Below are 24,237 nucleotides of genomic sequence, written 5' to 3'. Positions count from 1 at the left end.
GCCAGCCCAATGAGCAGTGCACATTACACACCGCCTGTGAACCCCCTTCCACCGGTCGTGGTGGCGCTGGTTCTGTTCATCATCGGCATTGAGCTTGTCTTCACGCTGGGCGCGCGGGGGCTGGTCGGGGGGCCAGCGGCAGTCGGCTGGCGCCTGGACGCGATACAGCACTATTCCTTCTCGGCGGATATTTTCGACTGGATGGTACTGAACGGGCGTTGGCCGTTCGACCATGTGATCCGGTTCGTGACCTATCCCTTTGTTTCAGCCAATTTCACGCAGGCGATTTTTGTCTGTGTCTTTGTGTTGGCGATGGGCAAGATGGTCGGAGAGGTATTCGGGGGCTTTCCCATGCTGCTGATCTTCGTCGTCTCGGGGATTGGCGGTGCGTTGACCTATGCCGTTCTCCTTGATCCACGCTATCCCCTGATCGGAGGGTTCCCACCTGTTTACGGGCTGATCGGAGCATTTACGTGGTTGTTGTGGCGCAAATTGTCGCTTGTAGGGGCAAATCAGGCGAAGGCGTTTCAGCTGATCGCCGTCCTTATGGGCATTCAGTTCCTGTTTGGTCTGATCTTCGGCGGCAACGCTGAATGGGTTGCCGATCTGGGCGGGTTTGTCACGGGCTTTGGCATGTCTTTTTTGGTGGCACCCGGAGCCTGGGCCCGGATCGTCGGGCGCATCCGCCGCGATTAATCAGGACCGGCGCAGGGCGCGTTTGAATTCTGACAGTTTGAATGCGCCCAAGACATGACCAAGACAGAGATACGAGACGGCGGCGACCACGATCAGGATCAAAAGCGCAAGATAGCGCCAGCCGGGAATGTCCAGCGTCCAACCATAAAAGTGGGTCGCTGCGAACAAGACCACTCCCATCCCGACCGAGGCCAGAACGATCCGGCCCGCACGATTCCTGAACCGGTCATCGAAACGCGCTTCCTCGCCCATGCGGCGTGCGCCGAGCGCCAGCAGAACCACCATTGCCCAGCCGGCAGTTGACGCAGCAATCGCAGGGGCGATCCAGCCCACCAGCGGAAACAGGCCAAACGCCAGTGCCGCGTTCACCACCATTGCAACCATTGCGTAGCGGAACGGAGAACGCGTATCTTCACGCGCGAAGAAAAGCGGTTGCAGCAATTTTTGCAGCATGAATGCAGGCAGACCGATGCCATAGATCGCGACCGCCAGCGCTGTCGCAGCGGTATCCTCGGGGCTGAACTGTCCCCGTTCGAAAAGTACCGAAACCAGCGGGTTCGGGATGATCAGGAACGCCACGGTCGAGGGCAGTGTCAACAGCAGCATGAATTCCCCGGCGCGGGAAAACGCGTTGCGGGCGCCTTCCTTGTCGTCGGCGCGCAGGCGGCGGGACAGGTCGGGCAGCAGGACAATGCCAATGGCGATTCCGACGACGCCCAAAGGCAGTTGGTACAGGCGATCCGCGGCAAACAGCCAACTCACGGCTTTTTCAGTTTTGGACGCCACCAATTGCCCGACCACCAGATTGACCTGAGTAACCCCCATGGCCAGAGCGGCCGGAACCGCGATGCGGACCATTCTGCGCATCTCGGGCGTCAGGTGGGGCAGGCCGGGGCGTATGCGGATACCGGCACGCTCGGTCGCTACCCAGACCAGTGCCAACTGCGCGACACCAGCAACCGGAATGACCGAGATCAGCCATCGTATCACCTCGCCGCCGGACATGGCCCCGGCGATCAGCGCGGTGCAGGCAAAAATGTTCAGCAAGACAGGTGCTGCTGCGGCTGCGGCGAACCTGCCGGTTGCGTTCAATACGCCCGAGAACAGGGCCGCCAAGGACATGAAAAGGATATATGGGAACACGACATAGCCGTAGTCCACGGCCAGATCGAACCGTTCATCACCATAAAACCCTTCGGCTGTCAGCCACACCAGGCCGGGCATGAAGACCATGGCCAGCCCGACCAGTGCCAGAACAGCCAGGGCCAAAAGGTTGAACGCATCCTGTGCAAAGCCCTGAGGATTCTCATCCGCTTCCAGCCGTTTCGAGAACATGGGCACAAAGGCGGCGTTAAACGCGCCTTCGGCAAAAAAGCGGCGAAACATGTTCGGCAGGCGAAAGGCCGCGACAAAAGCATCCATCACCGGCCCGGGACCGATGAAGGCGGTCAACAGTATTTCCCGCAGGAACCCCAGTATACGACTGGCCAGCGTCCAGAAGCCGACCGTGAACAGGCCCGAGACCAAGCGTATTTGCTTCATGACGCCGCACGCTCTGCGCCTTCGGTGATTGCCTTGCGCAGCTTGGCCTCAAGCCCACGTTGCTTGCTTTCCGAATGGTACTTCAAGCCGAACATATCCTTGACGTAAAACGTATCGACCACCTGTTCGCCATAGGTCGCGATCACCGCATTGGCGATATAAACATTCGCGGCGGCGAGGGTCCGGGTCAGATCAAACAGCAGGCCCGGCCGGTCGCGGGTGTCCACTTCGATGATCGTGTATATTTCAGAACCGTCGTTGTCGAAGGTGATATGCGTCGGGACGTTGAAGGCACGCTCGCGTTTCTTGATCTTGTCGCGTGATTTCAACGCCTCTTTTGCGACCACTTCGCCGCGCAGTGTCTTGTGAATCATCTGCGTTAGACGTGGCAGGCGCGAGGCTTCAAACGGGTGTCCCTCTGCGTCCTGAATCCAGAAGGCATCGGTGACGTAGCCGTCTTTGGTGGTATAGCTGCGAGCATCCACAACATTCGCGCCGACCAGGGCCAGCGCGCCGGCGATGCGCGCAAAAATACCGGGGTGATCGCCCATCGCGAAACAGGCTCGCGTTGCGTCGCGATCCTCGTCCGGCTGAAGCCGGATCTCCATCGCGCCGGGGTCGCCGCATTGTTCCAGCGCGCGCAGCATGTTCGCAAACTCGACATGTGTAGCCAGATTAAGACCCTGCCAATAAGGGTCGTAGTGACGTCCTGTCTCGGATTTGAGGTCGGCCTTGGACCAGGCTGCCAGTTCGGTGCGCAGGGCTTTTTTTGCCTCGGCCCCGCGATTGGCGCGGTTGAGGTCCTCCATCCCGGTTTCCAGCGCGCGCTTGGTTTCAGCGTGAAGGGCACGCAGCAGCGTGGCTTTCCAATTGTTCCAGGTATTCGGCCCTACACCGCGAATGTCGCAGACGGTCAGAACGGTCAACAGGTCCAGTCGTTTGACTGTTTGGACTGCTTTGGCAAAATCACGCACTGTGCGGGGGTCCGAAATGTCGCGTTTCTGTGCCATGTCGGACATGAGCAGGTGATAGCGAACCAGCCATTCCACCGTCTCCGTATCCGCTTTGTTCAGACCCAATCGCGGCGCGACCTTGCGCGCGATCTGTGCCCCAAGGATCGAGTGATCTTCGGGTCGTCCTTTGGCGATATCATGCAGCAAAAGGGCGACATACAGAACCTTACGATTGACCCCGCCTTCCAGAATCGACGAAGCAAGAGGCAGGGATTCAATCAACTCTCCGCGTTCTATCTGGGCCAGATTCACGATGCACTGGATGGTATGCTCGTCCACCGTATAGCTGTGGTACATGTTGAACTGCATCATTGCCACGATGGGCTCGAACTCGGGCAGGAAAGCGGAGAGTACACCCAGTTCGTTCATCCGCCGCAAAGCGCGTTCTGGATTGCCGTGTTTCAGCATCAAGTCCAGAAAGATGCGCCGCGCCTCTTTGTCGTTGCGCATTTCGTCGTCGATCAGATGCAGATTTGCCGCCACCAGACGCATGGCATCCGGATGGATCAGCATTGCTGTTCGCAAACCTTCTTCGAACAAGCGCAGAAGGTTCACTTTGTCGGACAGAAATTTGTCAGGGTCTGCTACGTCCAAACGGCCGTGAACAACCTTGTATCCGGCTTTGACCCGCCGGCGTTTGCGGAAAATGCGCTCCAGCAATGGCGCGCCTTTCACGTGCAGCGCCTCAAGCTTTGTCAGAAAAATCCGCGTCAACTCGCCCACACGTGTGGCTTCGCGAAAATAGCGTTGCATGAATACTTCGACCGCACGGCGACCGGCGCGATCCTCATAGCCCATGCGCGCCGCGACCTCGACCTGCATGTCAAAGGTCAGCTGTTCGGTGGCGCGGCCTGTCACCAGATGCAAATGCGAACGAACAGCCCAAAGGAACTCTTCGGCCTGAACGAAGGTATTGAATTCTTCCGGGGTGAACAGACCCAAAGGCACAAGCTCGGCCACGTCCTGAACGCCGTAGATGTACTTTGCAATCCAGTAGAGGGATTGGAGGTCGCGCAACCCCCCTTTGCCTTCTTTCACGTTGGGTTCGACCTTGTATCGTTCCCCTTGTTTCAGGTGCCGCTCATCTCGTTCATTCAGCTTGGCTTCGATGAATTCCCGTTCGGTTCCCTTGAACAGGTCGGTTTTCAGCCGCCGCTCAAGCTCGTCGGCCAGCGCCTTGTCACCCGCCAGATAGCGTTGCTCCAGCATTGCCGTACGGATTGTGAAATCCTCGGTCCCCAGCCGGAGGCAGTCTTTGATCGTGCGTGACGAATGCCCGACCTTCAACCGCAGATCCCACAGAATATACAGCATCGATTCGATAACGCTCTCGGCCCAGGCCGTAATTTTGTACGGTGTGAGAAACAGCAGATCGACATCGGAAGACGGTGCCATTTCACCGCGCCCGTAACCTCCAACGGCCAGAACAGCGATCTTTTCACCCTGAGTTGGCGTCGCAATCGGATGCAGGCGCGTGCTGGAGACCAGCATTGCAGTTCCGACCAGTTGGTCCGTCAGGAAGGTATAAGAACGGGTCAGCGCGCGCGCGTCAAACGGATGCTCGCTGAAGGCATCGGCAATAGCTTTGCGACCAGCTTTCTGAGCGTCGCGCAGAATGCGCACTGTTTCAGAGCGCATTTCGCTGTTGTCAGAGCAGGTCTCGAAGGCCATAGCCAGCGCATCATTGACGCTGACGCTGTCAAAGATGTTTTTGGCTGGGCAAATCAGAGCGCCTTCAGGCGCCATAGTCACGCCCGATCGCTCAGAAACCGGCACCAGAGAAGCTTTGCGGGGCAGGGTCAATCACAACCACCTGTTTATTCTGAATCGTCGCTACGGCAAGGCCGCGTTCGTTAGTGCCGTTTGGACGCAGGCGGAAGATGCCGCCAACGCCTTGGAAACCGGCATTCTGAGTTAAGGCAGCACCGGTCAGGGCATCGGACTTGCCCTGACTGACCAAGGCACCAATCGCCGCTATGCCGTCATAGGCCAGACCGCTGATCGGGTGAGGCGCTTCGCCATACGTCGCGTTATACCGTTGACGATAGGCTTGTGCCTTGGATGGGTCGGGCAGGGCAAACCACCCCCCCTGCACACCCGGCAGTTCCAGCGTCTGCGGGGGGATATCCCAACGGGTCAGGCCGATGAATTGAGTTGTCGCCGGAGAAACGCCTGCCTCAGGCAGCAATTGCGAGAAAAGTGGCAAAGCACCCGCAGTTGTGGCCGTCATAAAAATCGAGTCCGCTCCGGTCGAATCGACGGTGGCTTTGATCGTGGGAACCGAGTTGATAACGCCCTGTTGCGACCGGTCATATCCGACAGTTCCGGCATTGTTGACTCGGCTGTTTGCCAGCGCATTGGTGATTGCAGTTTGCCCCACTTGCCCCGCGGAATCATTGCTGTGCACGATAACCATGTTTGTTTTGCCTTGCCGGCCCGCGAAATTGACCAGCCGGCTGGCCGTGTTTTCAAAGGTCGGTCCCAGAACAAATACGTTGCCACCCGCAATGCTGGTGTTGTTCGAAAATGAAAGAACATTGATGTTATTGTTCAGCACCGCCAGTCCTGCAGCATTCGCGGCCTGGGCGTATACAGGGCCGACAATGATTTTGGCGCCTTCTGCAACGGCCTGCTGGGCCACGGCTGTCGCCGTGGTTGGGTTCCCCGCCGTATCGTAGACACGCAGGTCGATTTTGACGTTGGGCAGATCGGACATCGCCAGGCGGGCTGCGTTCTCGAGGCTCTGCGCCAGTGCTGCGTCGCCAGAGCGGGGAACCAGCAAAGCAACCGGAACAGGATTCGATGTGTTGATCGAGGGCCCACCCCCAACGCCACCCGGCTCACAAGCGGCCAGAAACGCTGCGGTCGTCAGGGCAATGGCGGCTTTCGCCAGCTTGCTTACGGGCTTGCAAACGGTAAACATCTAAATGAAAACTCCCTGATCCGGCGGCTGTTAGTGCTTCTGTTCTGTCGAGCCGCGATAATAAACGTCACGCTGTGAGGGTCCAGCTTTGAATTTCCAAAAGATCAGATTGGCTGCGGGCCTGTATTTTGTTGCCACTCCGATCGGAGCCGCGCGCGATATTACGCTCAGGGCGCTGGATGTTCTGGCCTCGGCCGATGTGATAGCGGCAGAGGACACCCGGAGTTTGCGCCGGTTGATGGAGATTCACGGCATCCCCCTGGAGGGTCGGCGTATACAAGCCTACCATGATTACAGCGGTGCAGGTGCGCGTGGCAGGCTTATGGATGCCCTGGCGCAGGGGCAATCGGTCGCCTACGCATCCGAGGCGGGTATGCCGCTGATCGCTGATCCGGGATATGATCTTGGCAAGCAAGCGGCAGAAGCCGGGCATATGGTGACCTGTGCGCCCGGTGCATCGGCCGCGGTAACCGCGTTGACATTGGCGGGCCTACCAACAGATGCATTCTTTTTTGCGGGATTTCTACCAAATGCATCCGGTGCACGTCGGGCCCGGATTGAGGCATTGAAGACTGTTCCAGGCACCTTGGTTTTTTATGAATCTCCGAAACGCGTATCAGCCAGCCTTGTGGATCTTGCCGAGTGTTTGGGGGCAGACCGTCAGGCGGCGTTGTGTCGTGAACTGACAAAAAAGTTTGAAGAAATCCGTCGTGGAAGCCTGGCTGATCTGGCAACTGAAATTCAGGAAAAACCAGTTAAGGGTGAAATAGTTCTGCTGGTGGATCGTAGCCATTCGCAAAGCGTTAACGAATCCGACGTAGAAGAGGCCTTGAAGCGAGCTTTGGAAACCCACTCGGTTCGGGATGCAGCGGATCTTGTGTCAGAAATGTATGATCTGCCGCGGCGTCCGATCTACCAGAAAGCGCTGAAAATGGGAAAAGGGTGACATGGGGCAACGTGCAATTCAGGGCTCGGTTTCCTATCATGCGGGTCAGTCGGCCGAGCTTCGGGTCGCCTCGGATTACGAGCGTCGGGGTTTTGCAATTGTGCATCGCCGGTGGCGGGGTGCCGGTGGTGAAATCGATCTGATTGCCCGAGATGGCGACGGGGTTGTGTTTGTCGAAGTCAAGAAAAGTTCCACTTTCGAAAAGGCTGCGGCCCGGATCAGCCAAAAACAAATTGACCGAATCTGTGCCTCGGCCGCGCAATATCTGGAAAATGAGCCGGGTGGGCAGCTGACCAATGTCCGTTTTGACGCGGCACTTGTAGATGGCACTGGCGCAGTTCAAATCATCGAAAACGCCTTCGGTCATGCCTAAGCCCCATTGAACCCTCGGGCCTGCTGGGCCATGTATCTGGCATTAAACTGAGGGACACGCCATGAAAATAGCCTTTCAAATGGACCCGATCGGGGACGTGGACATCAACGCCGACAGCTCATTCCGTCTGGCGGAAGAGGCGCAGGTGCGTGGTCATTCGTTGTTTTTCTATGGACCGGATCAACTGGCTTATCAGGAAGGACGCATTACGGCGCGCGGCCATGACATGACTGTTCAGCGGGTCGCAGGCGACCCGGCTGTTCTGGGCTCCGAACGTGAAGCTGACCTGGCCGACTTCGATGTGGTCTGGCTGCGTCAGGATCCACCCTTTGACATGCACTACATCACGTCGACTCACCTACTGGACCGCCTCAAAGGGCGAACGCTGGTGGTCAACGACTCGTTCTGGGTGCGGAACTATCCTGAAAAACTGCTGGTTCTGGATTTTCCCGACCTGACCCCGCCCACGACGATTGCCCGCGATCTGCAGACGATCAAGGCGTTCAAGGAAAAGCACGGCGATATCATCCTCAAGCCGCTCTATGGCAATGGCGGTGCTGGCGTGTTCCGACTGGATGCCAATGACCGCAACCTGACCTCTCTGCACGAGCTGTTCACGGGGTTCTCGCGCGAGCCTCTGATCGTGCAGAAATTCCTGCCGGATGTCAGCAATGGCGACAAGCGCGTGATCCTGGTGGACGGCGAACCGGTTGGTGCTATCAACCGGGTTCCCGCCGCAGGCGAAACGCGCTCAAACATGCATGTGGGCGGTCGCCCGGAAAAGATCGGGTTGTCCGAGCGTGATCTGGAAATCTGCGCCGCCATCGGACCGCTGCTGAAAGAAAAAGGTCAGATATTTGTCGGGATCGACATTATTGGCGACTACCTGACCGAGATCAACGTGACCTCGCCCACCGGTATTCAGGAGCTGGAACGGTTCGACGGCGTCAATATTGCCGAGAAAATCTGGCAGGCGATAGAAGCCAAGGTTTAGGCCATGACCCGGGCGCTGATGCGAAAGCTCAGCGCCTCTGCCACATGTGGCCTGCGGATGTCGGCTGAACCGTCCAGATCGGCGATCGTCCGCGCCACTCTCAGGATGCGGTGAAAGGCGCGGGCCGATAGCCCGAACCGATCGGCTGCTTTCAGCAACACCGCTTTTCCTTCGGCGTCAGGTGTTGCGATCTCTTCCAGAACCCTGCCTTCGGCGTCGGAATTCTGGCGCAGGTTCGGTGTTTCCCGAAACCGGTCTGCCTGAATGGCGCGGGCGTTTTCAACACGTACGGCAACTGTCGCCGAGCTGTCGCCGGATGGGGGCAGATCAAGATCGGTGAAACCCACAGGCGGAACTTCGATCCGCAGGTCGAACCTGTCCATCAGGGGCCCCGAGATACGGTTCAGATAATCCTCGCCGCAGCCGGGTGCGCGAGAGCAGGCTCGTGAGGGATCCGTCAGATAGCCGCATTTGCATGGGTTCGCAGCGGCCACAAGCATGAAGCGGCAGGGGTATTTCACATGGGCATTGGCCCGTGCCACCATGACTTCTCCGGATTCAATTGGTTGGCGCAGGGTTTCCAGAACTGTACGCGGAAACTCGGGGAACTCATCCATGAACAGCACGCCGTTATGCGCCAGTGAGATTTCACCGGGTTTGGCACCTTTGCCACCGCCGACAATGGCTGCCATCGAAGCCGTATGATGCGGTTCCCGAAAAGGACGTGTGCGGTTGATGCCGCCTTCGTCCAGCAACCCGCACAGGGACTGGATCATCGAAGTTTCCAACGCTTCGACCGCCGTTAGCGGAGGCAAGATGCCCGGAAGCCGAGCGGCCAGCATGGATTTGCCCGACCCCGGCGTGCCGATCATGATCAGATGGTGACGCCCGGCTGCCGCGATTTCCAAGGCGCGTTTGGCGCGTTCCTGTCCTTTTACATCGCGCAGATCCCGCGCGCTGGGCGTCAGATTCACCTCGCCGGGTTGTGCCGCCGGCAAAGGGGACTGTCCCGAGAAATGGCGGACAACATCACCAAGGGAATCCGCGCCGATAACCTGAGTGGCGTCGACCCATGCCGCTTCGGCGCTGGAGGCTTTGGGACACAGCAACATGCGATCCTCGGAAGCTGCCGTCATGGCCGCGGGCAGGGCACCGACAACAGGCACCAGGGAGCCATCAAGCGACAACTCTCCCAGTGCAACTGTTCCTTCGGCGGCATCGGCCGGGATGATCTCGAGCACGGACAACAGCGCGACCGCGATGGGCAGGTCAAAATGACTACCTTCCTTGGGCAGATCGGCAGGAGATAGGTTAATCGTAATTCGTTTCGAGGGCAGGGCGATGGCCATCGCACTCAGCGCGCTGCGGACACGGTCCCGGGCTTCGGACACAGCCTTGTCTGGAAGGCCCACGATGGAAAAGGCCGGCAAGCCGGGTGAGACGGCACATTGCACTTCGACCGGGCGGGCATCGACTCCTTGAAACGCGACAGTGTGGGCACGGGCAACCATGGCAGTCCTGTTCTTGGTTAACAGGACGTTGCTGCCATGGTTGTGGTTTAAGAGTCGTTAACGGTTGCGCGCAAGGCAGCGAATTTGGGCCACGCGTCGGGATCTGCAACGGTTTTGTCGCGGCAGAATGGATTGCAGAAGCCCCAGCATTTGCCATCCAACTCCAGAAACTCCACGACCGGTTCGCCGGAATAAGGGCAAACTTCGTTGATTGACGGGCCGGATACCGGCTTGGCGGTTGAAACCCCTCCGATCGGCCAGGGCTTGGACGACAAGTCCTGACGATAGGGAAAAGGGTCGTATCTGACGGTCAGGCCCATTGCGCGCCATTGTCTGACGGCGGGGTCTGCCAACAGGTCCAGGCAATAGGCCCGGTTCGCCTTTGAAACTGGCAGCCCATACCCGATGATCCGCGCTGCGACGGGTGTGTAAAACACGTCCGCCAGCGAATACGTGACAAACAACGGGCCTTGTTCCGCACCGGACACTGTGCGCGCATGGTCCCAGAGTGTTTCGACGCGTGCCAGATCTACCAGTGTCTCATCCGATGGTTTGAAATCCTGCCAGACGTGCAACAATTGCATGGGGCATTCACCTCGCAAGGCGCCAAACCCCGCCACCATCTCGGCGCATAGCCATCGGGCAGTCGCCCGGGCTGCGGAATCTGATGGCCACAACCCGGCATCAGGGCGGTGCTCGGCGAGGGTTTCGGCCATGGCCAGGCTTTCGCCGACCACAGTTCCATCCGGCAGGCGCAGGGCGGGCACAAGTCGCGCTGGAGCCAGGGAAGCCATGTCCTGTGTCATGGTGCCCGAATACAGGCCAATCATGTGGCTTCTATGGGGCAGGTTGAATTTCTCAAGCATCAACCAGCCGCGCATCGACCAGCTGGAGAAAAGGCGGTCACCGATATACAAATCATAAGTCATACGCGAACGATGCCGCAGGTTCGCAGCCCGGTAAAACGGTGATTTGTGCGGGGGCTGTTCACGGAAGGTGATTGATTGTCCCAACCAACCACTTGCCTGCGTCGATCGTGATGTCCGTCACCGACAGGTTGTCGATTGTATGTGAAAAGGTCTGTTGCCCATCCAGATCAAGGGCGCGCTGCACCTGGGTGAGGATCACGCCGAAATGCGCAACGATGACCAGATCGCGGTCTGTATGTGCCGAAACAAGCACGTCGATGGCTGCGTCGACCCGATTGCGGACATCGTTCCAGCTCTCACCCTGCGGCGGGCGGACATCGCCGGGGTTGTCCCAATACGCAAAGGCCAGTTCCGGGTCTTCAGCTTCGATTTCGGCAAAACCGCGCAGTTCCCAGCGGCCAAAGTGGATTTCCCTCAGGTCAGGGTGATGAGGCAGTCGATGACGTCGGCCTTGTATGGCCGTTGCCGTGTCAACTGCCCTTGACAGGTCTGACGAGATCACAAGCGCCTCGGGCGGCAAATGGTAGTGCAGACGTTTCAGGGCCGCAGTATCGCTCAGGTCAGCGGGCAGGTCGGACCAGCCGACCATTGTTTTTGCATGGGTCGGCCCGTGTCGGACAAGATGTAAACGCGTCACGGCAATTGCCCTTTCAGAACCAAAGGCAACCCGGCTGTGATCTGCACCACCAGATCGGCCTGCGCTGCAAGCGCGATGTTCAGCCGTCCCTGCGCTTCGCGAAACCGGCGGGCCAGGGCGTTGTCCGGAACAATACCGTGACCGACTTCGTTCGAGACTATCACAATCTGGGCCGGGCATGAGCGAAATGCTTTAAGCAGGGCGGTTTGTGCGGCTTCCAGATCGGATTCGGCCAACAGGTGGTTGCTCAGCCACATGGTGGCGCAGTCAATCAGGCAAATCTGATCGGGCGCCAACTTTGCCAGAACCGGTCCCAAATCAAAGGGTTCTTCAACCGTGGTCCAACCGTCGCCGCGTTGCTCAAGATGGCGGTCGATTTTCTGGCGCATCTCGTCATCAAACACTTGTGATGTCGCAAGGTAAACGCGGCTTTTCCCCTGAGAAACAACCAGTTCTTCGGCGAAAACCGACTTGCCCGACGCGGCCCCGCCCAGAACCAAGGTTAAATCCGGCGACACAATACTTACCTATAGTTGATCCGATTGGTGCTGTTTTGCGTAAAGGTCATAGGTCGGCAAAGCAAGTCTGACCAGTACCTGCAAACAGGGGAGAGGTTTATGGCACTGGATAACGCGACGGACTTTTCGATGTCCCGGCAAGCAATGAAGGCCGAGCTGCTGGATGCGGAAACTGAACTGAAACTGGCGTATGCTTGGCGTGATGAGCGTGATGAGCAGGCGTTGCACCGCCTGATCACCGCCTATATGCGTCTGGCGATTTCGATGGCGGCCAAGTTCAAGCGCTATGGCGCGCCGATGAATGATCTCATTCAGGAAGCAGGCCTTGGCCTAATGAAGGCCGCAGACAAGTTCGACCCGGATCGCGGTGTGCGTTTCTCGACCTATGCCGTGTGGTGGATCAAGGCAAGCATTCAGGATTACGTGATGCGGAACTGGTCCATGGTTCGGACCGGGTCCACCTCGGCTCAGAAGTCCCTGTTCTTCAACATGCGCCGTGTTCAGGCCCGGCTGGAACGTGAAGCCGCCACCGAAGGTCAGGACCTGGACCGTCATCAGTTGCATCAGATGATCGCAACGGAAATCGGCGTGCCTCTGCGCGACGTTGAGATGATGGAAGGCCGTCTGTCCGGTTCCGACTTTTCTCTGAATGCCGTGCAATCTGCGGATGAGGATGGACGTGAGTGGATCGACGCCCTGGAAGACGACCGCGAACAGGCCGCAGAAGCAGTTGAGCACAGCCACGATACCGAACAATTGCGCAAGTGGCTGTTGACGGCGATGAGTGCGCTGAATGATCGCGAGCGTTTCATTGTGCGCGAACGCAAGCTGCGAGACCCCGCTCGAACCCTGGAAAGCCTTGGAACAGAGCTGGGTCTGTCCAAAGAACGCGTGCGACAGCTCGAGGCCGCAGCCTTCGTGAAGATGCGCAAGAACCTTGAAGCCCAGTCGCGCGAGGTGCAACACTTCATCGCATGAAGCAGTTTGCGATTCTTGTGTGTGTTCTTGGTCTTACGGTTGCGGCAACGCGACCGGGGCTAGCAGATAGACTAATTCCCGCTGATGCTATGTCCGCGATGCGGGACGCCGATGTCCTGATTTTGGGAGAAGTTCACGACAACCCGACGCATCATCTGGTGCAGGCCGAAGCGCTCGAGGCTGTTTCACCCTCGGCCGTCGTCTGGGAAATGGTAACCGAAGAGGGCGCACAGAGGCTTACTCAAAAAGCAGTGTCCAACCCAGAGGAGCTTAGCCGTATTCTGAAATGGGCTGAAAGTGGATGGCCGCCGCTCAGTATGTATTACCCGGTGTTTGAAGCTTCCGGCGCGCCGGTTTACGGGGCCATGGTTCCGCGCACCGCCGCACGTGCCGCAATGGAACGTGGTGCGGCTACGGCTCTGGGTGCAGACGCGGCGCGCTATGGTCTGACTGTACCGTTGACGCCCGAGGAACAGGCCGCGCGCGAGGCCGACCAATTGGCTGCGCATTGCGACGCGCTTCCGGCTGAAATGTTGCCCCAGATGGTTGCGATCCAGCGCCTGCGCGATGCTGTGCTGGCCCGTGCGGTTTTGCGTGCAATGGAAGAAACCGGGGGTCCGGTTGCCGTGATCACTGGAAACGGTCACGCGCGAAAAGACCGGGGCATACCAACGTATCTCGCGCGTCTTCAGCCAGGGTGGAAACTGGTGGCCGTCGGACAATCCGAGGACGGAGCGATTGACGGTGATTTCGATATCGTAATCGACAGCCCCACGGTGGAGCGCGAAGATCCCTGTGCGGCATTTCAAGTTCAGAATTAATCGCTGGAACTACCTGCAGGCCTTGCCTAATGTCGGGGCCGACCGGGACAGGAAGGGCTGAACATGCTGTCATCCAAACGCATTCTGCTGATTATCGGTGGCGGGATCGCGGCTTATAAGTCGCTGGACCTGATCCGCAGGTTGCGCGAGCGCGGTGCGGATGTAACCCCTGTATTGACGCGCGCAGCGGAAGAGTTCGTGACGCCTCTGTCCGTGTCTGCACTGGCAGGTGAAAAGGTCTATCGCGATCTGTTTGACCTCACCGATGAGGCCGAGATGGGGCATATTCAACTTTCACGCTCTGCTGATCTGATTGTTGTGGCCCCCGCAACGGCGGACCTGATGGGCAAGATGGCCGGAGGGCTGGCCAATGATCTGGCATCGACCCTTCTGATGGCCACGGACACACCCGTTCTGTGTGCGCCCGCGATGAATGTGCGGATGTGGACCCACCCGGCGACGCAACGAAACCTGAAGCAGTTGCAGGCAGATGGCGTGCGCTTTATTGGCCCGAACGAAGGCGACATGGCCTGTGGCGAATACGGCCCGGGGCGCATGTCCGAGCCGATGGAAATTGTTGCAGCAGTTGAGGCTCAGTTGTCTGCGGGGCCTTTGGCGGGCAGGCGGGTGCTGGTGACGTCCGGCCCGACGCGTGAACCAATAGATCCTGTCCGGTATATAGCGAACCGGTCGTCCGGGGCTCAGGGTGCCGCCGTGGCTCGGGCGCTGGCGGAATTGGGGGCCGAGGTGATCTTTGTGACCGGCCCCGCAGATGTGCCACCCCCGACGGGTGTGCGGGTCGTGCCCGTCGAAACCGCGCAACAGATGTCTGATGCGGTTGATGCGGCTCTGCCCGTCGACGCCGGAGTATTCGCGGCGGCGGTCGCGGATTGGCGTGTCGCCAGCGCGTCGGACAAGAAGCTGAAGAAAAGCCGCGACGGCCTGCCGGTACTGGAATTCGCCGAAAACCCGGACATTCTGAAACGTGTTTCTCGGATGGGCGCGAACCGTCCGCCGTTGGTTGTCGGATTTGCGGCCGAGACCGACAATGTGGTCGAACACGCCACGGCCAAGCGCCTGCGCAAAGGCTGCGACTGGATCGTCGCCAACGATGTCAGCCCTGCAACAGGCATTATGGGCGGGTCAGAGAATGCGGTCATCCTGATTTCGGACAACGGGGCCGAGGAATGGCCCCGCATGGGCAAGGACGAAGTTGCCCGGCGATTGGCGGCGAAGATTTCGGACGCGTTGGCAGGCTGAAGGAAAGGCAAGAGCATGGTTGCAATCCGAGTGATCCGCGAAGACGGGGCAGACCCCGCCGTGGCACTTCCCTCTTATGAAACCTCGGGGGCGGCCGGGGCGGATGTGCGTGCCAATCTGCCCGGCGGCGCGCCGATAGCGTTGGAGCCCGGCCAGCGGGCGCTGGTGCCAACCGGCCTGCGCATTGAAATCCCGCGCGGGTATGAGGTTCAGGTTCGGCCCCGCTCGGGCCTTGCGTTGAAACATGGGATTACACTGCCCAACACGCCGGGCACCATCGACAGCGACTATCGTGGGCCGTTGGGCGTGATCGTGATGAATGCGGGCCAGGAACGGTTCGAGATCGCCCACGGAGATCGTATCGCGCAGCTTGTGGTCGCGCCGGTGGTGCAGGCCACGTTTGAACTGGCTCAGACGCTGGGCGAAACCGATCGTGGGGCTGGCGGTTTCGGCTCGACTGGGCGCGGCTGATGCTGCTGGTTTTCATCCTGGCCGCGGGGCTTTGGGGTGTCGGTTATTTCGCGGGCACGTCGAAAAAAGCGCGGGTGGTTTCCGTGAGCGTGTTGTTGGCGGGGGTCATACTGTCTCATCTGATCTTGCCGGATGGGCACCCTCTTCGCGAAGCAACCGGCGGGTCTGCGGCGCTGTGGCTGATCCTTGTGGGTTTCGCGGCGCTGGCTTTGCTGTATGGCAGAGTGCTGAAAACCCTGCGCAACCGCGCAGCTTCAGTTGCAGACCCGGAGCCTGACATGCCCTCCGACCGATTTACCGAGACTGAGCTGGACCGCTATGCCCGCCATATCGTGTTGCGCGAACTGGGTGGGCCCGGCCAGAAAAAGCTTAAGAAAGCCCGCGTTCTGGTGATCGGCGCTGGTGGTCTGGGCGCACCTGCGCTGCAATATCTGGCGGCAGCAGGTGTCGGCACGATTGGTATCATCGACGATGACGTCGTCGAGAATGCCAACCTGCAACGACAGGTCATTCACCGCGATGCGGACATTGAAATGCCCAAGGTCTTTTCGGCCCAGCAGGCGATGGAGGCGCAGAACCCGAACGTGGTGGTTCTGCCCTATCATCGCCGTTTGAGCGAGGAAATCGCGACCGATCTGTTTGCAGATTTCGATCTGATCCTTGACGGAACCGACAATTTTGAGACCCGTTATCTGGCCAACCGAACCGCCGTCGCGCTGGGCAAACCGCTGATATCGGGGGCTTTGTCACAGTGGGAAGGTCAACTGAGTGTGTTTGACCCGGCCAACGGCAGCCCCTGCTATCAGTGTATCTTCCCAGAGGCACCGGCCCCCGGCCTGGCCCCGTCCTGTTCCGAGGCCGGAGTGATCGGCCCGCTGCCGGGCGTGGTTGGGTCGATGATGGTGGTCGAGGCGATCAAGGTGATAACGAGCGCCGGCATGGCGCTGCGCGGCGAGATGCTGATCTATGACGCGCTGTACGGTGAAAGCCGCAAGATTGCTCTGACCCGCCGGGACGATTGCCCTGTTTGTGGCATGACAAACGATTAACCTTTCTTCACATGGGTTGGGTGTTCTGGAACACCCGGCCATGGCGACATAGCTATGGGATCAAAGGAGATCCGCATGACCAACCCGATCCTGTCCAATTGGACCACACCGTTTGAAATCGCCCCTTTTTCCGATATCTCGGATGATGATTTCTCGCCCGCACTGGAGCAGGCGATGAAAGAGCATAACGCCGAGATTGACGCGATAGCAGCAAATCCGGATACCCCCACATTCGCCAACACGATCGAGGCGCTCGAGGCCGCGGGCGAGCAACTGGACAAGGTCCTGTCGGTCTTCTTCACGATTGCGGGCGCAGACAGCAACCCAAAGCGGGAAGAACTGCAACGAGAGTTTTCCCCCAAGCTTTCAGCGCATTTTTCGAGCATTTCTTCAAACAAGTCGCTGTTCAAGCGTGTTGCCGACCTATGGGCACTGCGCGATGATCTTGACCTGACCGAGGAACAGGCGCGCGTGCTGATGTTGACCCACCGAGGCTTTGTGCGTGCCGGCGCGGCCTTGGAAGGGGACGAAGACGCCCGTATGCAAGAGATCAAGTCGCGCCTCGCGTCGCTGGGCACGTCGTTTACCCAGAACCTGCTGGCGGATGAGCGGGACTGGTACATGGACCTGACCGAAGAGGATCTGGACGGCTTGCCGAATTTCGTCGTGGACGCGGCGCGTGCCGCGGGGCAGGAGAAGAAGGCACAGGGGCCAGTGGTCACCTTGTCACGGTCGCTGATTGTGCCATTCCTGCAATTCTCGCCCCGCCGGGACCTGCGCGAAAAAGCCTATCGCGCCTGGGCCGCACGCGGTGCCAATGGGGGAGAGACCGATAACCGTGACATCGCGGCCGAGATCCTGGCCTTGCGCGAAGAGCGCGCCAAGCTTCTGGGCTATGACACGTTCGCCGAATACAAGCTGGAAACCGAGATGGCAAGCACGCCGGATCGGGTGCGTGAGCTGTTGATGCAGGTATGGGAACCGGCCAAGTCCCGTGCAGACGCCGACGCGGATGTTCTGACGCAGATGATGCAGGAAGACGGCATCAATGGCCCGCTGGAAGCTTGGGATTGGCGGTATTATGCTGAAAAGCGGCGCAAGGCGGAACACGATCTGGATGAGGCCGCGTTGAAACCCTATCTGCAGCTTGATCGCATGATCGAGGCTTCGTTTGCCTGCGCCAACCGGCTTTTCGGGCTGGAATTCAATCCGTTGGACGTACCCCTCTATCACCCGGATTGCCGGGCTTGGGAAGTTACCCGCGACGGGCAGCATATTGCCGTATTTATCGGAGACTACTTTGCACGAGGGTCCAAGCGGTCAGGTGCCTGGTGCAGCGCGATGAGGGCGCAGGCCAAATTCCCAAAGAAGCAGACACCGGTTGTCATCAATGTCTGCAACTTCGCCAAGGGGGATCCCGCCTTGCTGTCCTATGATGACGCGCGGACCCTGTTTCATGAATTCGGCCATGCCCTACACCAGATGCTGTCCAACGTGACATATGAAAGCATCTCGGGCACTTCGGTTGCGCGCGATTTCGTCGAATTGCCCAGCCAGCTTTACGAACACTGGCTGGAAGTGCCAGAGGTCCTTGCCGAATTTGCGACCCATGCGGAAACGGGCGAGCCGATGCCGCAGGAAATGCTACGGAAGGTTCTGAACGCGGCCAATTTCGATCAGGGTTTCCAGACGGTGGAATATGTCGCCTCGGCCCTCGTTGATCTGGCCTTCCACGATGACGAGGCACCGGCAGATCCGATGGCAAAACAGTCGGAAGTTCTGGCCAGGTTGGGGATGCCGAAGGCCATTGGTATGCGCCACGCCACTCCGCATTTCGCTCATGTGTTCGCGGGCGACGGCTACAGCTCGGGCTATTACAGCTATATGTGGTCCGAGGTGATGGATGCCGACGCCTTTGCCGCCTTTGAAGAGGCAGGTGGTGCCTTTGACCCGGAACGCGCCAAAGCGTTGGAGGACAACATCCTTTCCACTGGCGGTTCGCGCGAGGCAGAAGACCTGTATCTGGCATTCCGGGGAAGATTGCCGGGGGTTGACGCCCTGTTGAAAGGCCGCGGTCTGATCGCGACCTGAAATCAGTAGCCCAACGCGCGATCTACCAGGTGCACATAGGGCTCTCCGGCTTCGCCACGTCGGATGTTTTCGCAAATGACCTGCGCGGCTGTGGCCGGGCGGGTCTCGGACGCGATATGAGGGGTCACAGTCACGTTCGGATGTGCCCAATAAGGGTGATCGGGGGGCAAGGGCTCGACCCGGAACACATCCAGCGTCGCATGACCGATCTGACCCGAGTTCAAGGCATCCAGCAGCGCTTCGTCATCGATCAGGGGCCCGCGGCCCGGGTTGATGATCCGCGCGCCTTTGGGTAGCAAGGCCAGCGTTTTTGCATTCAACGCGTTTTCAGTGGCAGCGGTATCAGGCAGCAGCAGAACCAGTATCTCGGCCTGAGAAAGTGCATCACGCAGCCCGTCAGGACCGTGCAGGCAGGTCACGCCGGGGATGTCCTTGGCGGTGCGGCTCCAGCCAGTGACCGTGAAATTCAGTAAGGCCAGGGCGCGGGCCGCGGCTTCGCCCAATGCGCCGAGGCCCAGAATGCACACGTTGCGCTCTTGTGCCAAAGGTGGGGCATCCGGGACCCAGACGCCATCCTGGATGGTGATGTGGCGATCCATTCCCAGATGATAGCGCAGCACATGGCCCACCACCCATTCGGTCATACCCTGCGTCAGCCCGTGATCCACCATCCGTGCCAAGGGGACGCTCAGCGTGTCATTGTCCGCGATCTTTTCAACCCCGGCCCAGAGGCTCAGAACCGCCTTCAGGCGCGTAAAGGGCGAAAAATCCAATAGCCCGCCATTCGGAGCGTAGACTACGTAATCAACCTGATCCGGTTCAAATTCCGTACTGATCTCCGCCTGGACGCCAGCTTCTGCAAGGTATTGAGTGAGCAGCGGTTCATACACGGGCCAGAGGGCAGGGCGCGCGGAAAACAGAACGTTTACGGGCATCTGGGGCCTTTCAGATCAGCGGGGACGATGGATATGAGCGCTTTGGACGATGCCGAACGCGGCCATCAGCACCAGCATGGCCGAACCGCCATAGCTGACCATTGGCAGAGGGACGCCCACGACCGGTGCCATGCCCATCACCATCGACATATTGACGGCAAAGAATAAGAAAAAGTTCAGCGCGATGCCCAATGTGACCAGGGAGGAGAACCGATCCTTGGAGGCCAGCGCGGTCGCTATGCAGAACACAAGGATCAGGGCGTAGAGAACCAAGAGCGTGATGCCCCCGACAAAGCCGAACTCCTCGGCGAGCGTGGTGAAGATGAAATCGGTGTGTTTCTCGGGCAAGAAGTTCAGCCGGGATTGTGTACCCTGCATGAAACCGCGCCCGTTCCAGCCCCCCGAGCCAAGGGCAATCTTGGATTGCGTGATGTGATACCCGGCACCCAGAGGATCGGTAGAGGGGTCGAGAAACGTGTCGATACGGCGGAACTGATAATCCTTGAGCAACTGCCATTCGGTCCCGCGACTGTTGAACACGGCGGCGATCAGGCCCACGACGGCTGCAATGACGGCTGCAAAATACGCCCAGTGGACACCCGCAAGAAACATCAGCCCTCCACCGGCGGCCAACAGCAGGATCGACGTGCCGAGATCCGGTTGCTTCAGAACAAGTAGAGTGGGCAGGACAATCAAGGCCACGGGGATAAAGACCCAAAGAGGGCGGGACGTCTTGTGCGATGGCAGCCAGTCGTAATACGCCGCCAGAACCATGACCAGTGCCACCTTCATGACCTCTGAGGGCTGAAGGCGCATGAACCCAAGGTCGATCCAGCGCTGTGCACCCATGCCGATGGTGCCGAACAATTCCACGAACACCAACAAGGCGACCGAACCGAGATAGGCCAGAACGGACATGTTGCGCCAGAACCAGATCGGAACCAGAGCAATGATGAACATCGCGGTCAGGCCAAGCCCAAAACGCTCCATCTGGGGCTCGGCCCAGGGCGTCCACGAACCGCCTGCGACCGAATACAGCATCAGGAACCCAGCGCTGGCGGTGCTGATCAGCAGCAGGGTCAGCGGCCAGTTCATGTACAGGAACTTCCGAAACCCCGACGGCGTGGATTTCACGGCATATTCAAGGTAGCTCATGCGCGGTCCTTTCCGTCGGGGCGCGCTTTGGGGCGACGATCGCCCTCGAGCCGTTTTTGCTGTTCCTTGATACGCTCGCGGTCGGCAACAGGATAAGCCTCAAGCGGCGGAGTGCCGTTATAGAGCGCCTGAAGCATGATATCGCGGGCCACCGGTGCCGCCGCCTTGGACCCCCCGCCGCCATGTTCAACGACCACGGCAACCGCGTATTTCGGATTGTCATAGGGGGCGAAACAGACGAACAAGGCGTGGTCGCGACGTTCCCATGGCAGGTCCTTGTTGCTGATCACACCCGCAGCGCGTTCGGCCTTGGTGATGTTTCGAACCTGACTGGTGCCGGTTTTGCCGGACATGCGGAACTCATCCGCGATGATGCGGCTGCGATAGGCCGTCCCTCGCCGATCATTCGAGACCGAGAACATGGCGTTACGAACCTGTTCCAGATTGTACGCGTTGATGCCCAGCGGCCCCCCTGCACCTGAGGGCTGTTCGACACCGTCGATCGAGCGCACAAGGCGCGGTGTCACGGATCGGCCGGTGGCGATGCGGGCGGTCATTACGGCCAGTTGCAGCGGCGAGGCCAGCATGAACCCTTGCCCGATGGACGCGTTGGCCGTGTCGCCCACCAGCCAATCCTGACCGTGTGTCCGCTGCTTCCATTCCTGATTGGGGGCGAGCCCCGCGGCGACCGCCGACATCGGAATATCGTGTTTGGCCCCCAGACCCAGCGTGCGGGCCATCTCGGATATCCTGTCGATGCCCACCCGCAAAGCCACGTCATAATAGTAAACGTCGCAGCTGCGTTTCAGCGACAGGTTCAGATCGACCGTGCCATGCCCGCCGCGCTTCCAGCAGTGGAACCGGCGGCTGCCGACCTTCAGGTGCCCGGGGCAATACACTGTGTTGCCGGGGCCTATCACGCCAGCCTCCAGCGCGGCCAATGCAGTGACCATCTTGAACGTCGACCCCGGGGGATAAGTGCCTTGCACGGACTTGTTGGCCAGGGGGCGATACTTGTCCTGCGTCAACGCCCGATAATCAGCGACCGAGATTCCGCGCACAAACAGATTTGGATCGAAACTGGGTGTAGAGCTGACAGCGCGCAGATCCCCGGTTTCGCAATCCAGAACAATTGCGGCAGCGCTTTCACCTGCCAGCCGCGCTTGCGCATATTGTTGCAGGTCGGCATCGATCGCCAATTGCAAGTCGGCACCCGGCTGACCTTCCTGCCGGTCCAGCTCGCGCATGACGCGCCCTGTAGCATTGACTTCGACGCGCTTTGCACCGGCTTTACCCCGCAGCGCAATTTCCTGTTTTGCCTCCAGCCCGACCTTGCCGATCTGGAACCGGGGAATTCGCAAAACCGGCTCGGGGTCTTCAAGCTTGCTGAGATCATAGTCGCTGACCGGGCCGACATAGCCGACGATATGGGCAAAATCCTCATAGCGTGGGTATTGTCGCGTCAGGCCGACCTCGGGCGTCACACCCGGCAGGGCCGGGGCATTGACCGCGACTTTCGAGATGTCTTCCCAAGTGACCTGATCTGCCAGTGTCACTGGCAGGAACGGGGCTGATCGACGCATTTCGGTCCGGGCGCGCTCGATCTCATCATCGTTCAGCGGGATGAGTTCTGACAATTTGGCAATCACTTTGTCGACGTCTCCCGCATCCTCACGCACGATGACGATGCGATAGGATGGTGAGTTCTGACCGATGATCTGCCCGTTGCGGTCATAGATTCGTCCACGGGTCGGTGGGATCAGGCGAATGTTGATGCGGTTTTCTTCAGCCAGCAGGCGATATTCGTCGGCCTGATCCACCTGCATGAAACGCATTCGTGCAGCCAGCCCGCCGATAAAAGCCGCCTGCAAACCGCCCAGCACCAGCGCTCTGCGTGGCAGGCGTTTATAGGCAAGGCCCTGCGACTTGGGTTTGCGTTGCTTCATGCCCTGCCTCCCACGGCTCCGGCATCCGCCGCAGACAAGCGGTGGACACCAAATACGCTTTGGGTCAGCAGCACGATGACCGGGTAGAAGGCGATTGTCAGCACAAGTTGAATCACCACTGGCCACAAAGCGGCCTGCTGCACCGACAAGATCGACAAAACGACTCGGTTCATCAAAAACACCATGGCAATCACCACACCGACCGACATCCATTCTCCGACAAATCCCGTGTCCTTCATACCCGGAGCGGCGGCGCGCAGATAGGCTGCGCCAAACACCACCAAGGCGGCCAGAAGGCCGGGCGGGCGTTGCAGCAAAAGGTCCGCCATCAGCATGACAAACGCAACCAGAAGGGTGGGCACATAATCGGGGCGCCGCAACACCCAGGCAAAGGTCAGCGCAATCAGCACATCGGGAAAGGGCCAGCGATCCGGTTGCGCATCAAGCGGCAGCAAATGCAGGAACAGCACGACAAAGGACAGCGCAGCGTAAAGGCCGCGCATGGCCCAGCTGTATGAGGCCGGCCTATCCATCACTTACCTCATCCGGTACAAGCGCAGTTTCGGGTCGCGTTGGCCCGACGATCCCACCCGGATCCTGAATTGGGGGGGGCGAATGGAAGCGCAGAACACGAAGAAATTCGAGCCGTTCAAAATCCGCCGAAAGGCGAACGCGCAGGCGGCCGCCCGGATCCGCGGCGATCTGGCCGATTAGCAGACCTGCCGGAAACACTCCACCGTCGCCGGATGTGATCACCCGATCACCGGGACGGACCAGCTCGCGGTTTTCCAGGAACTCGACCACTGGGGCCGGGGTGTTATCTCCTTTGATCAGTGCGGTCTGACCAGAAGGCTGGATCGTTGCCGGGATGGCACTGGTGGCGTCCGTTACCAGGATCACCCGTGCCGTATCCGGCCCGACGCCGGAAATCCGGCCTACCAGTCCGATGCCATCCATCGTGGCCCATCCATCGACGATCCCGTCGCGCTCCCCCACATTCAACAGGACGGACTGTCGGAAGGGGGAGCCGCTGTCGGCCATCACGACGCCCGTGATGTATGTCAGGCGCGGGTCGAGGCGGACATTGTTCAGATCCAGCAGCCGTGCATTTTCCTGCTCCAACTGCAGTGCGGCCTCTTTCCAGGCACGCATCAGGCGCAGTTCGCTACGCAACTCGCGGTTTTGCTCGCTCAGGCGCTGATAGCTTTGGAAATCGCGGATAAGGTTTACAGCGGCAGTCACGGGCACCATGGCCCAATCCATCGAGGGCACGATCGTGTCCACCACCTGGGCGCGGAACCGCTCGACGCGCGGGCTGTCGATCCGCCAAACCAGAAAGATGCCCAGCAAGCACAGAATGACGATCCCCAGCAACAATCTGCGCAGAGGGGTCGTGTAGTCATCGCGCTGTGATCGGTCTTTTGCCACAGGTTACCTTCCCGTGCTGCT

22 protein-coding genes are annotated in these 24,237 nt (G+C 59.4%); 10 read left to right on the top strand and 12 right to left on the bottom strand.

The genetic code is table 11. The features are described from left to right. The first annotated feature begins 9 nt into the window (after positions 1 to 9). A complete protein-coding gene (locus AC2FJB_RS08410; protein WP_496718019.1) occupies positions 10 to 696 on the top strand; it encodes a rhomboid family intramembrane serine protease in 687 nt (228 codons plus the stop codon). On the opposite strand, the gene murJ is transcribed toward AC2FJB_RS08410, so the two are convergent. The 3 genes from murJ to AC2FJB_RS08395 are packed head-to-tail and all read right to left on the bottom strand — an operon-like array spanning position 697 to position 6,174. After that, positions 697 to 2,238, bottom strand: a complete 1,542-nt coding sequence (gene murJ / locus AC2FJB_RS08405; RefSeq protein WP_496718020.1) for a murein biosynthesis integral membrane protein MurJ — start codon at positions 2,236 to 2,238, stop codon at positions 697 to 699. Further along, a complete protein-coding gene (locus tag AC2FJB_RS08400; protein ID WP_496718022.1) occupies positions 2,235 to 5,054 on the bottom strand; it encodes a [protein-PII] uridylyltransferase in 2,820 nt (939 codons plus the stop codon). Before AC2FJB_RS08400 ends, murJ begins: the two co-directional genes overlap by 4 nt. Beyond that, the gene (locus tag AC2FJB_RS08395; protein WP_496718023.1) at positions 5,014 to 6,174 is read right to left on the bottom strand and encodes a penicillin-binding protein activator; all 1,161 of its coding nucleotides are present in this window, start codon (positions 6,172 to 6,174) and stop codon (positions 5,014 to 5,016) included. Before AC2FJB_RS08395 ends, AC2FJB_RS08400 begins: the two co-directional genes overlap by 41 nt. 88 nt (positions 6,175 to 6,262) lie before the next feature. On the opposite strand from AC2FJB_RS08395, the gene rsmI reads away from it, so the two are divergent. The 3 genes from rsmI to gshB all read left to right on the top strand — a co-directional run bounded on the left by rsmI (position 6,263) and on the right by gshB (position 8,487). Then, positions 6,263 to 7,120: a 16S rRNA (cytidine(1402)-2'-O)-methyltransferase gene (gene rsmI, locus AC2FJB_RS08390; protein ID WP_117870262.1), complete on the top strand. Its 858-nt coding sequence runs from the start codon at positions 6,263 to 6,265 to the stop codon at positions 7,118 to 7,120. Position 7,121: 1 nt separating this feature from the next. Beyond that, positions 7,122 to 7,493, top strand: a complete 372-nt coding sequence (locus AC2FJB_RS08385; RefSeq protein WP_117870261.1) for a YraN family protein — start codon at positions 7,122 to 7,124, stop codon at positions 7,491 to 7,493. 61 nt (positions 7,494 to 7,554) lie between these two features. After that, positions 7,555 to 8,487, top strand: a complete 933-nt coding sequence (gene gshB, locus AC2FJB_RS08380) for a glutathione synthase (RefSeq protein ID WP_496718024.1) — start codon at positions 7,555 to 7,557, stop codon at positions 8,485 to 8,487. On the opposite strand, the gene AC2FJB_RS08375 is transcribed toward gshB, so the two are convergent. The 4 genes from AC2FJB_RS08375 to cobU are packed head-to-tail and all read right to left on the bottom strand — an operon-like array spanning position 8,484 to position 12,082. After that, on the bottom strand, positions 8,484 to 9,998 hold the full coding sequence (locus AC2FJB_RS08375; protein ID WP_496718025.1) for a YifB family Mg chelatase-like AAA ATPase: 1,515 nt from the start codon (positions 9,996 to 9,998) through the stop codon (positions 8,484 to 8,486). The genes gshB and AC2FJB_RS08375 overlap by 4 nt on opposite strands. A gap of 47 nt (positions 9,999 to 10,045) precedes the next feature. After that, positions 10,046 to 10,927, bottom strand: a complete 882-nt coding sequence (locus tag AC2FJB_RS08370; protein ID WP_299899078.1) for a glutathione S-transferase — start codon at positions 10,925 to 10,927, stop codon at positions 10,046 to 10,048. A gap of 58 nt (positions 10,928 to 10,985) precedes the next feature. Then, positions 10,986 to 11,564 carry a histidine phosphatase family protein gene (locus tag AC2FJB_RS08365; protein WP_117870252.1) on the bottom strand — a complete coding sequence of 193 codons (579 nt, stop codon included), beginning with the start codon at positions 11,562 to 11,564 and terminating at the stop codon, positions 10,986 to 10,988. After that, complete coding sequence (gene cobU / locus AC2FJB_RS08360) at positions 11,561 to 12,082, bottom strand: bifunctional adenosylcobinamide kinase/adenosylcobinamide-phosphate guanylyltransferase (protein WP_117870249.1); 522 nt, start codon at positions 12,080 to 12,082, stop codon at positions 11,561 to 11,563. The genes AC2FJB_RS08365 and cobU overlap by 4 nt, the downstream gene beginning before the upstream one ends. A gap of 99 nt (positions 12,083 to 12,181) precedes the next feature. Here cobU and AC2FJB_RS08355 point away from each other — a divergent pair, with 99 nt between their 5' ends. From AC2FJB_RS08355 to AC2FJB_RS08330, 6 genes are all read left to right on the top strand, one after another. Then, positions 12,182 to 13,060, top strand: a complete 879-nt coding sequence (locus AC2FJB_RS08355) for an RNA polymerase factor sigma-32 (protein ID WP_117870247.1) — start codon at positions 12,182 to 12,184, stop codon at positions 13,058 to 13,060. Further along, positions 13,057 to 13,881 carry a ChaN family lipoprotein gene (locus AC2FJB_RS08350; protein ID WP_496718026.1) on the top strand — a complete coding sequence of 275 codons (825 nt, stop codon included), beginning with the start codon at positions 13,057 to 13,059 and terminating at the stop codon, positions 13,879 to 13,881. The genes AC2FJB_RS08355 and AC2FJB_RS08350 overlap by 4 nt, the downstream gene beginning before the upstream one ends. Before the next feature lie 63 nt (positions 13,882 to 13,944). Further along, positions 13,945 to 15,141 (top strand): bifunctional phosphopantothenoylcysteine decarboxylase/phosphopantothenate--cysteine ligase CoaBC, encoded by a 1,197-nt coding sequence (gene coaBC, locus AC2FJB_RS08345; RefSeq protein ID WP_496718027.1) that lies wholly within the window; start codon positions 13,945 to 13,947, stop codon positions 15,139 to 15,141. A gap of 15 nt (positions 15,142 to 15,156) precedes the next feature. Further along, complete coding sequence (dut, locus tag AC2FJB_RS08340) at positions 15,157 to 15,612, top strand: dUTP diphosphatase (RefSeq protein WP_117870240.1); 456 nt, start codon at positions 15,157 to 15,159, stop codon at positions 15,610 to 15,612. Then, the gene (locus tag AC2FJB_RS08335; RefSeq protein WP_299899066.1) at positions 15,612 to 16,661 is read left to right on the top strand and encodes a HesA/MoeB/ThiF family protein; all 1,050 of its coding nucleotides are present in this window, start codon (positions 15,612 to 15,614) and stop codon (positions 16,659 to 16,661) included. Before dut ends, AC2FJB_RS08335 begins: the two co-directional genes overlap by 1 nt. 75 nt (positions 16,662 to 16,736) lie before the next feature. Then, positions 16,737 to 18,752 carry a M3 family metallopeptidase gene (locus AC2FJB_RS08330; protein ID WP_496718029.1) on the top strand — a complete coding sequence of 672 codons (2,016 nt, stop codon included), beginning with the start codon at positions 16,737 to 16,739 and terminating at the stop codon, positions 18,750 to 18,752. 2 nt (positions 18,753 to 18,754) lie between these two features. On the opposite strand, the gene AC2FJB_RS08325 is transcribed toward AC2FJB_RS08330, so the two are convergent. The 5 genes from AC2FJB_RS08325 to mreC are packed head-to-tail and all read right to left on the bottom strand — an operon-like array spanning position 18,755 to position 24,216. Then, a complete protein-coding gene (locus AC2FJB_RS08325; protein ID WP_496718030.1) occupies positions 18,755 to 19,687 on the bottom strand; it encodes a 2-hydroxyacid dehydrogenase in 933 nt (310 codons plus the stop codon). Positions 19,688 to 19,702: 15 nt separating this feature from the next. After that, positions 19,703 to 20,842 (bottom strand): rod shape-determining protein RodA, encoded by a 1,140-nt coding sequence (rodA, locus tag AC2FJB_RS08320; RefSeq protein ID WP_117870230.1) that lies wholly within the window; start codon positions 20,840 to 20,842, stop codon positions 19,703 to 19,705. Further along, positions 20,839 to 22,788, bottom strand: a complete 1,950-nt coding sequence (gene mrdA, locus AC2FJB_RS08315; protein WP_496718031.1) for a penicillin-binding protein 2 — start codon at positions 22,786 to 22,788, stop codon at positions 20,839 to 20,841. Before mrdA ends, rodA begins: the two co-directional genes overlap by 4 nt. Further along, the gene (locus tag AC2FJB_RS08310) at positions 22,785 to 23,321 is read right to left on the bottom strand and encodes a rod shape-determining protein MreD (RefSeq protein WP_117870226.1); all 537 of its coding nucleotides are present in this window, start codon (positions 23,319 to 23,321) and stop codon (positions 22,785 to 22,787) included. Before AC2FJB_RS08310 ends, mrdA begins: the two co-directional genes overlap by 4 nt. Next, positions 23,314 to 24,216, bottom strand: coding sequence for a rod shape-determining protein MreC (gene mreC / locus AC2FJB_RS08305; protein WP_299643591.1), 903 nt, complete (start codon positions 24,214 to 24,216; stop codon positions 23,314 to 23,316). Before mreC ends, AC2FJB_RS08310 begins: the two co-directional genes overlap by 8 nt. Between the last annotated feature and the right edge of the window lie 21 nt (positions 24,217 to 24,237).

The sequence above is a fragment of the Ruegeria sp. CDSC085 genome (assembly GCF_059610465.1).
Note: the sequence above shows the minus strand (reverse complement) of the source record. Positions and strands in the feature narration are given on the sequence as shown.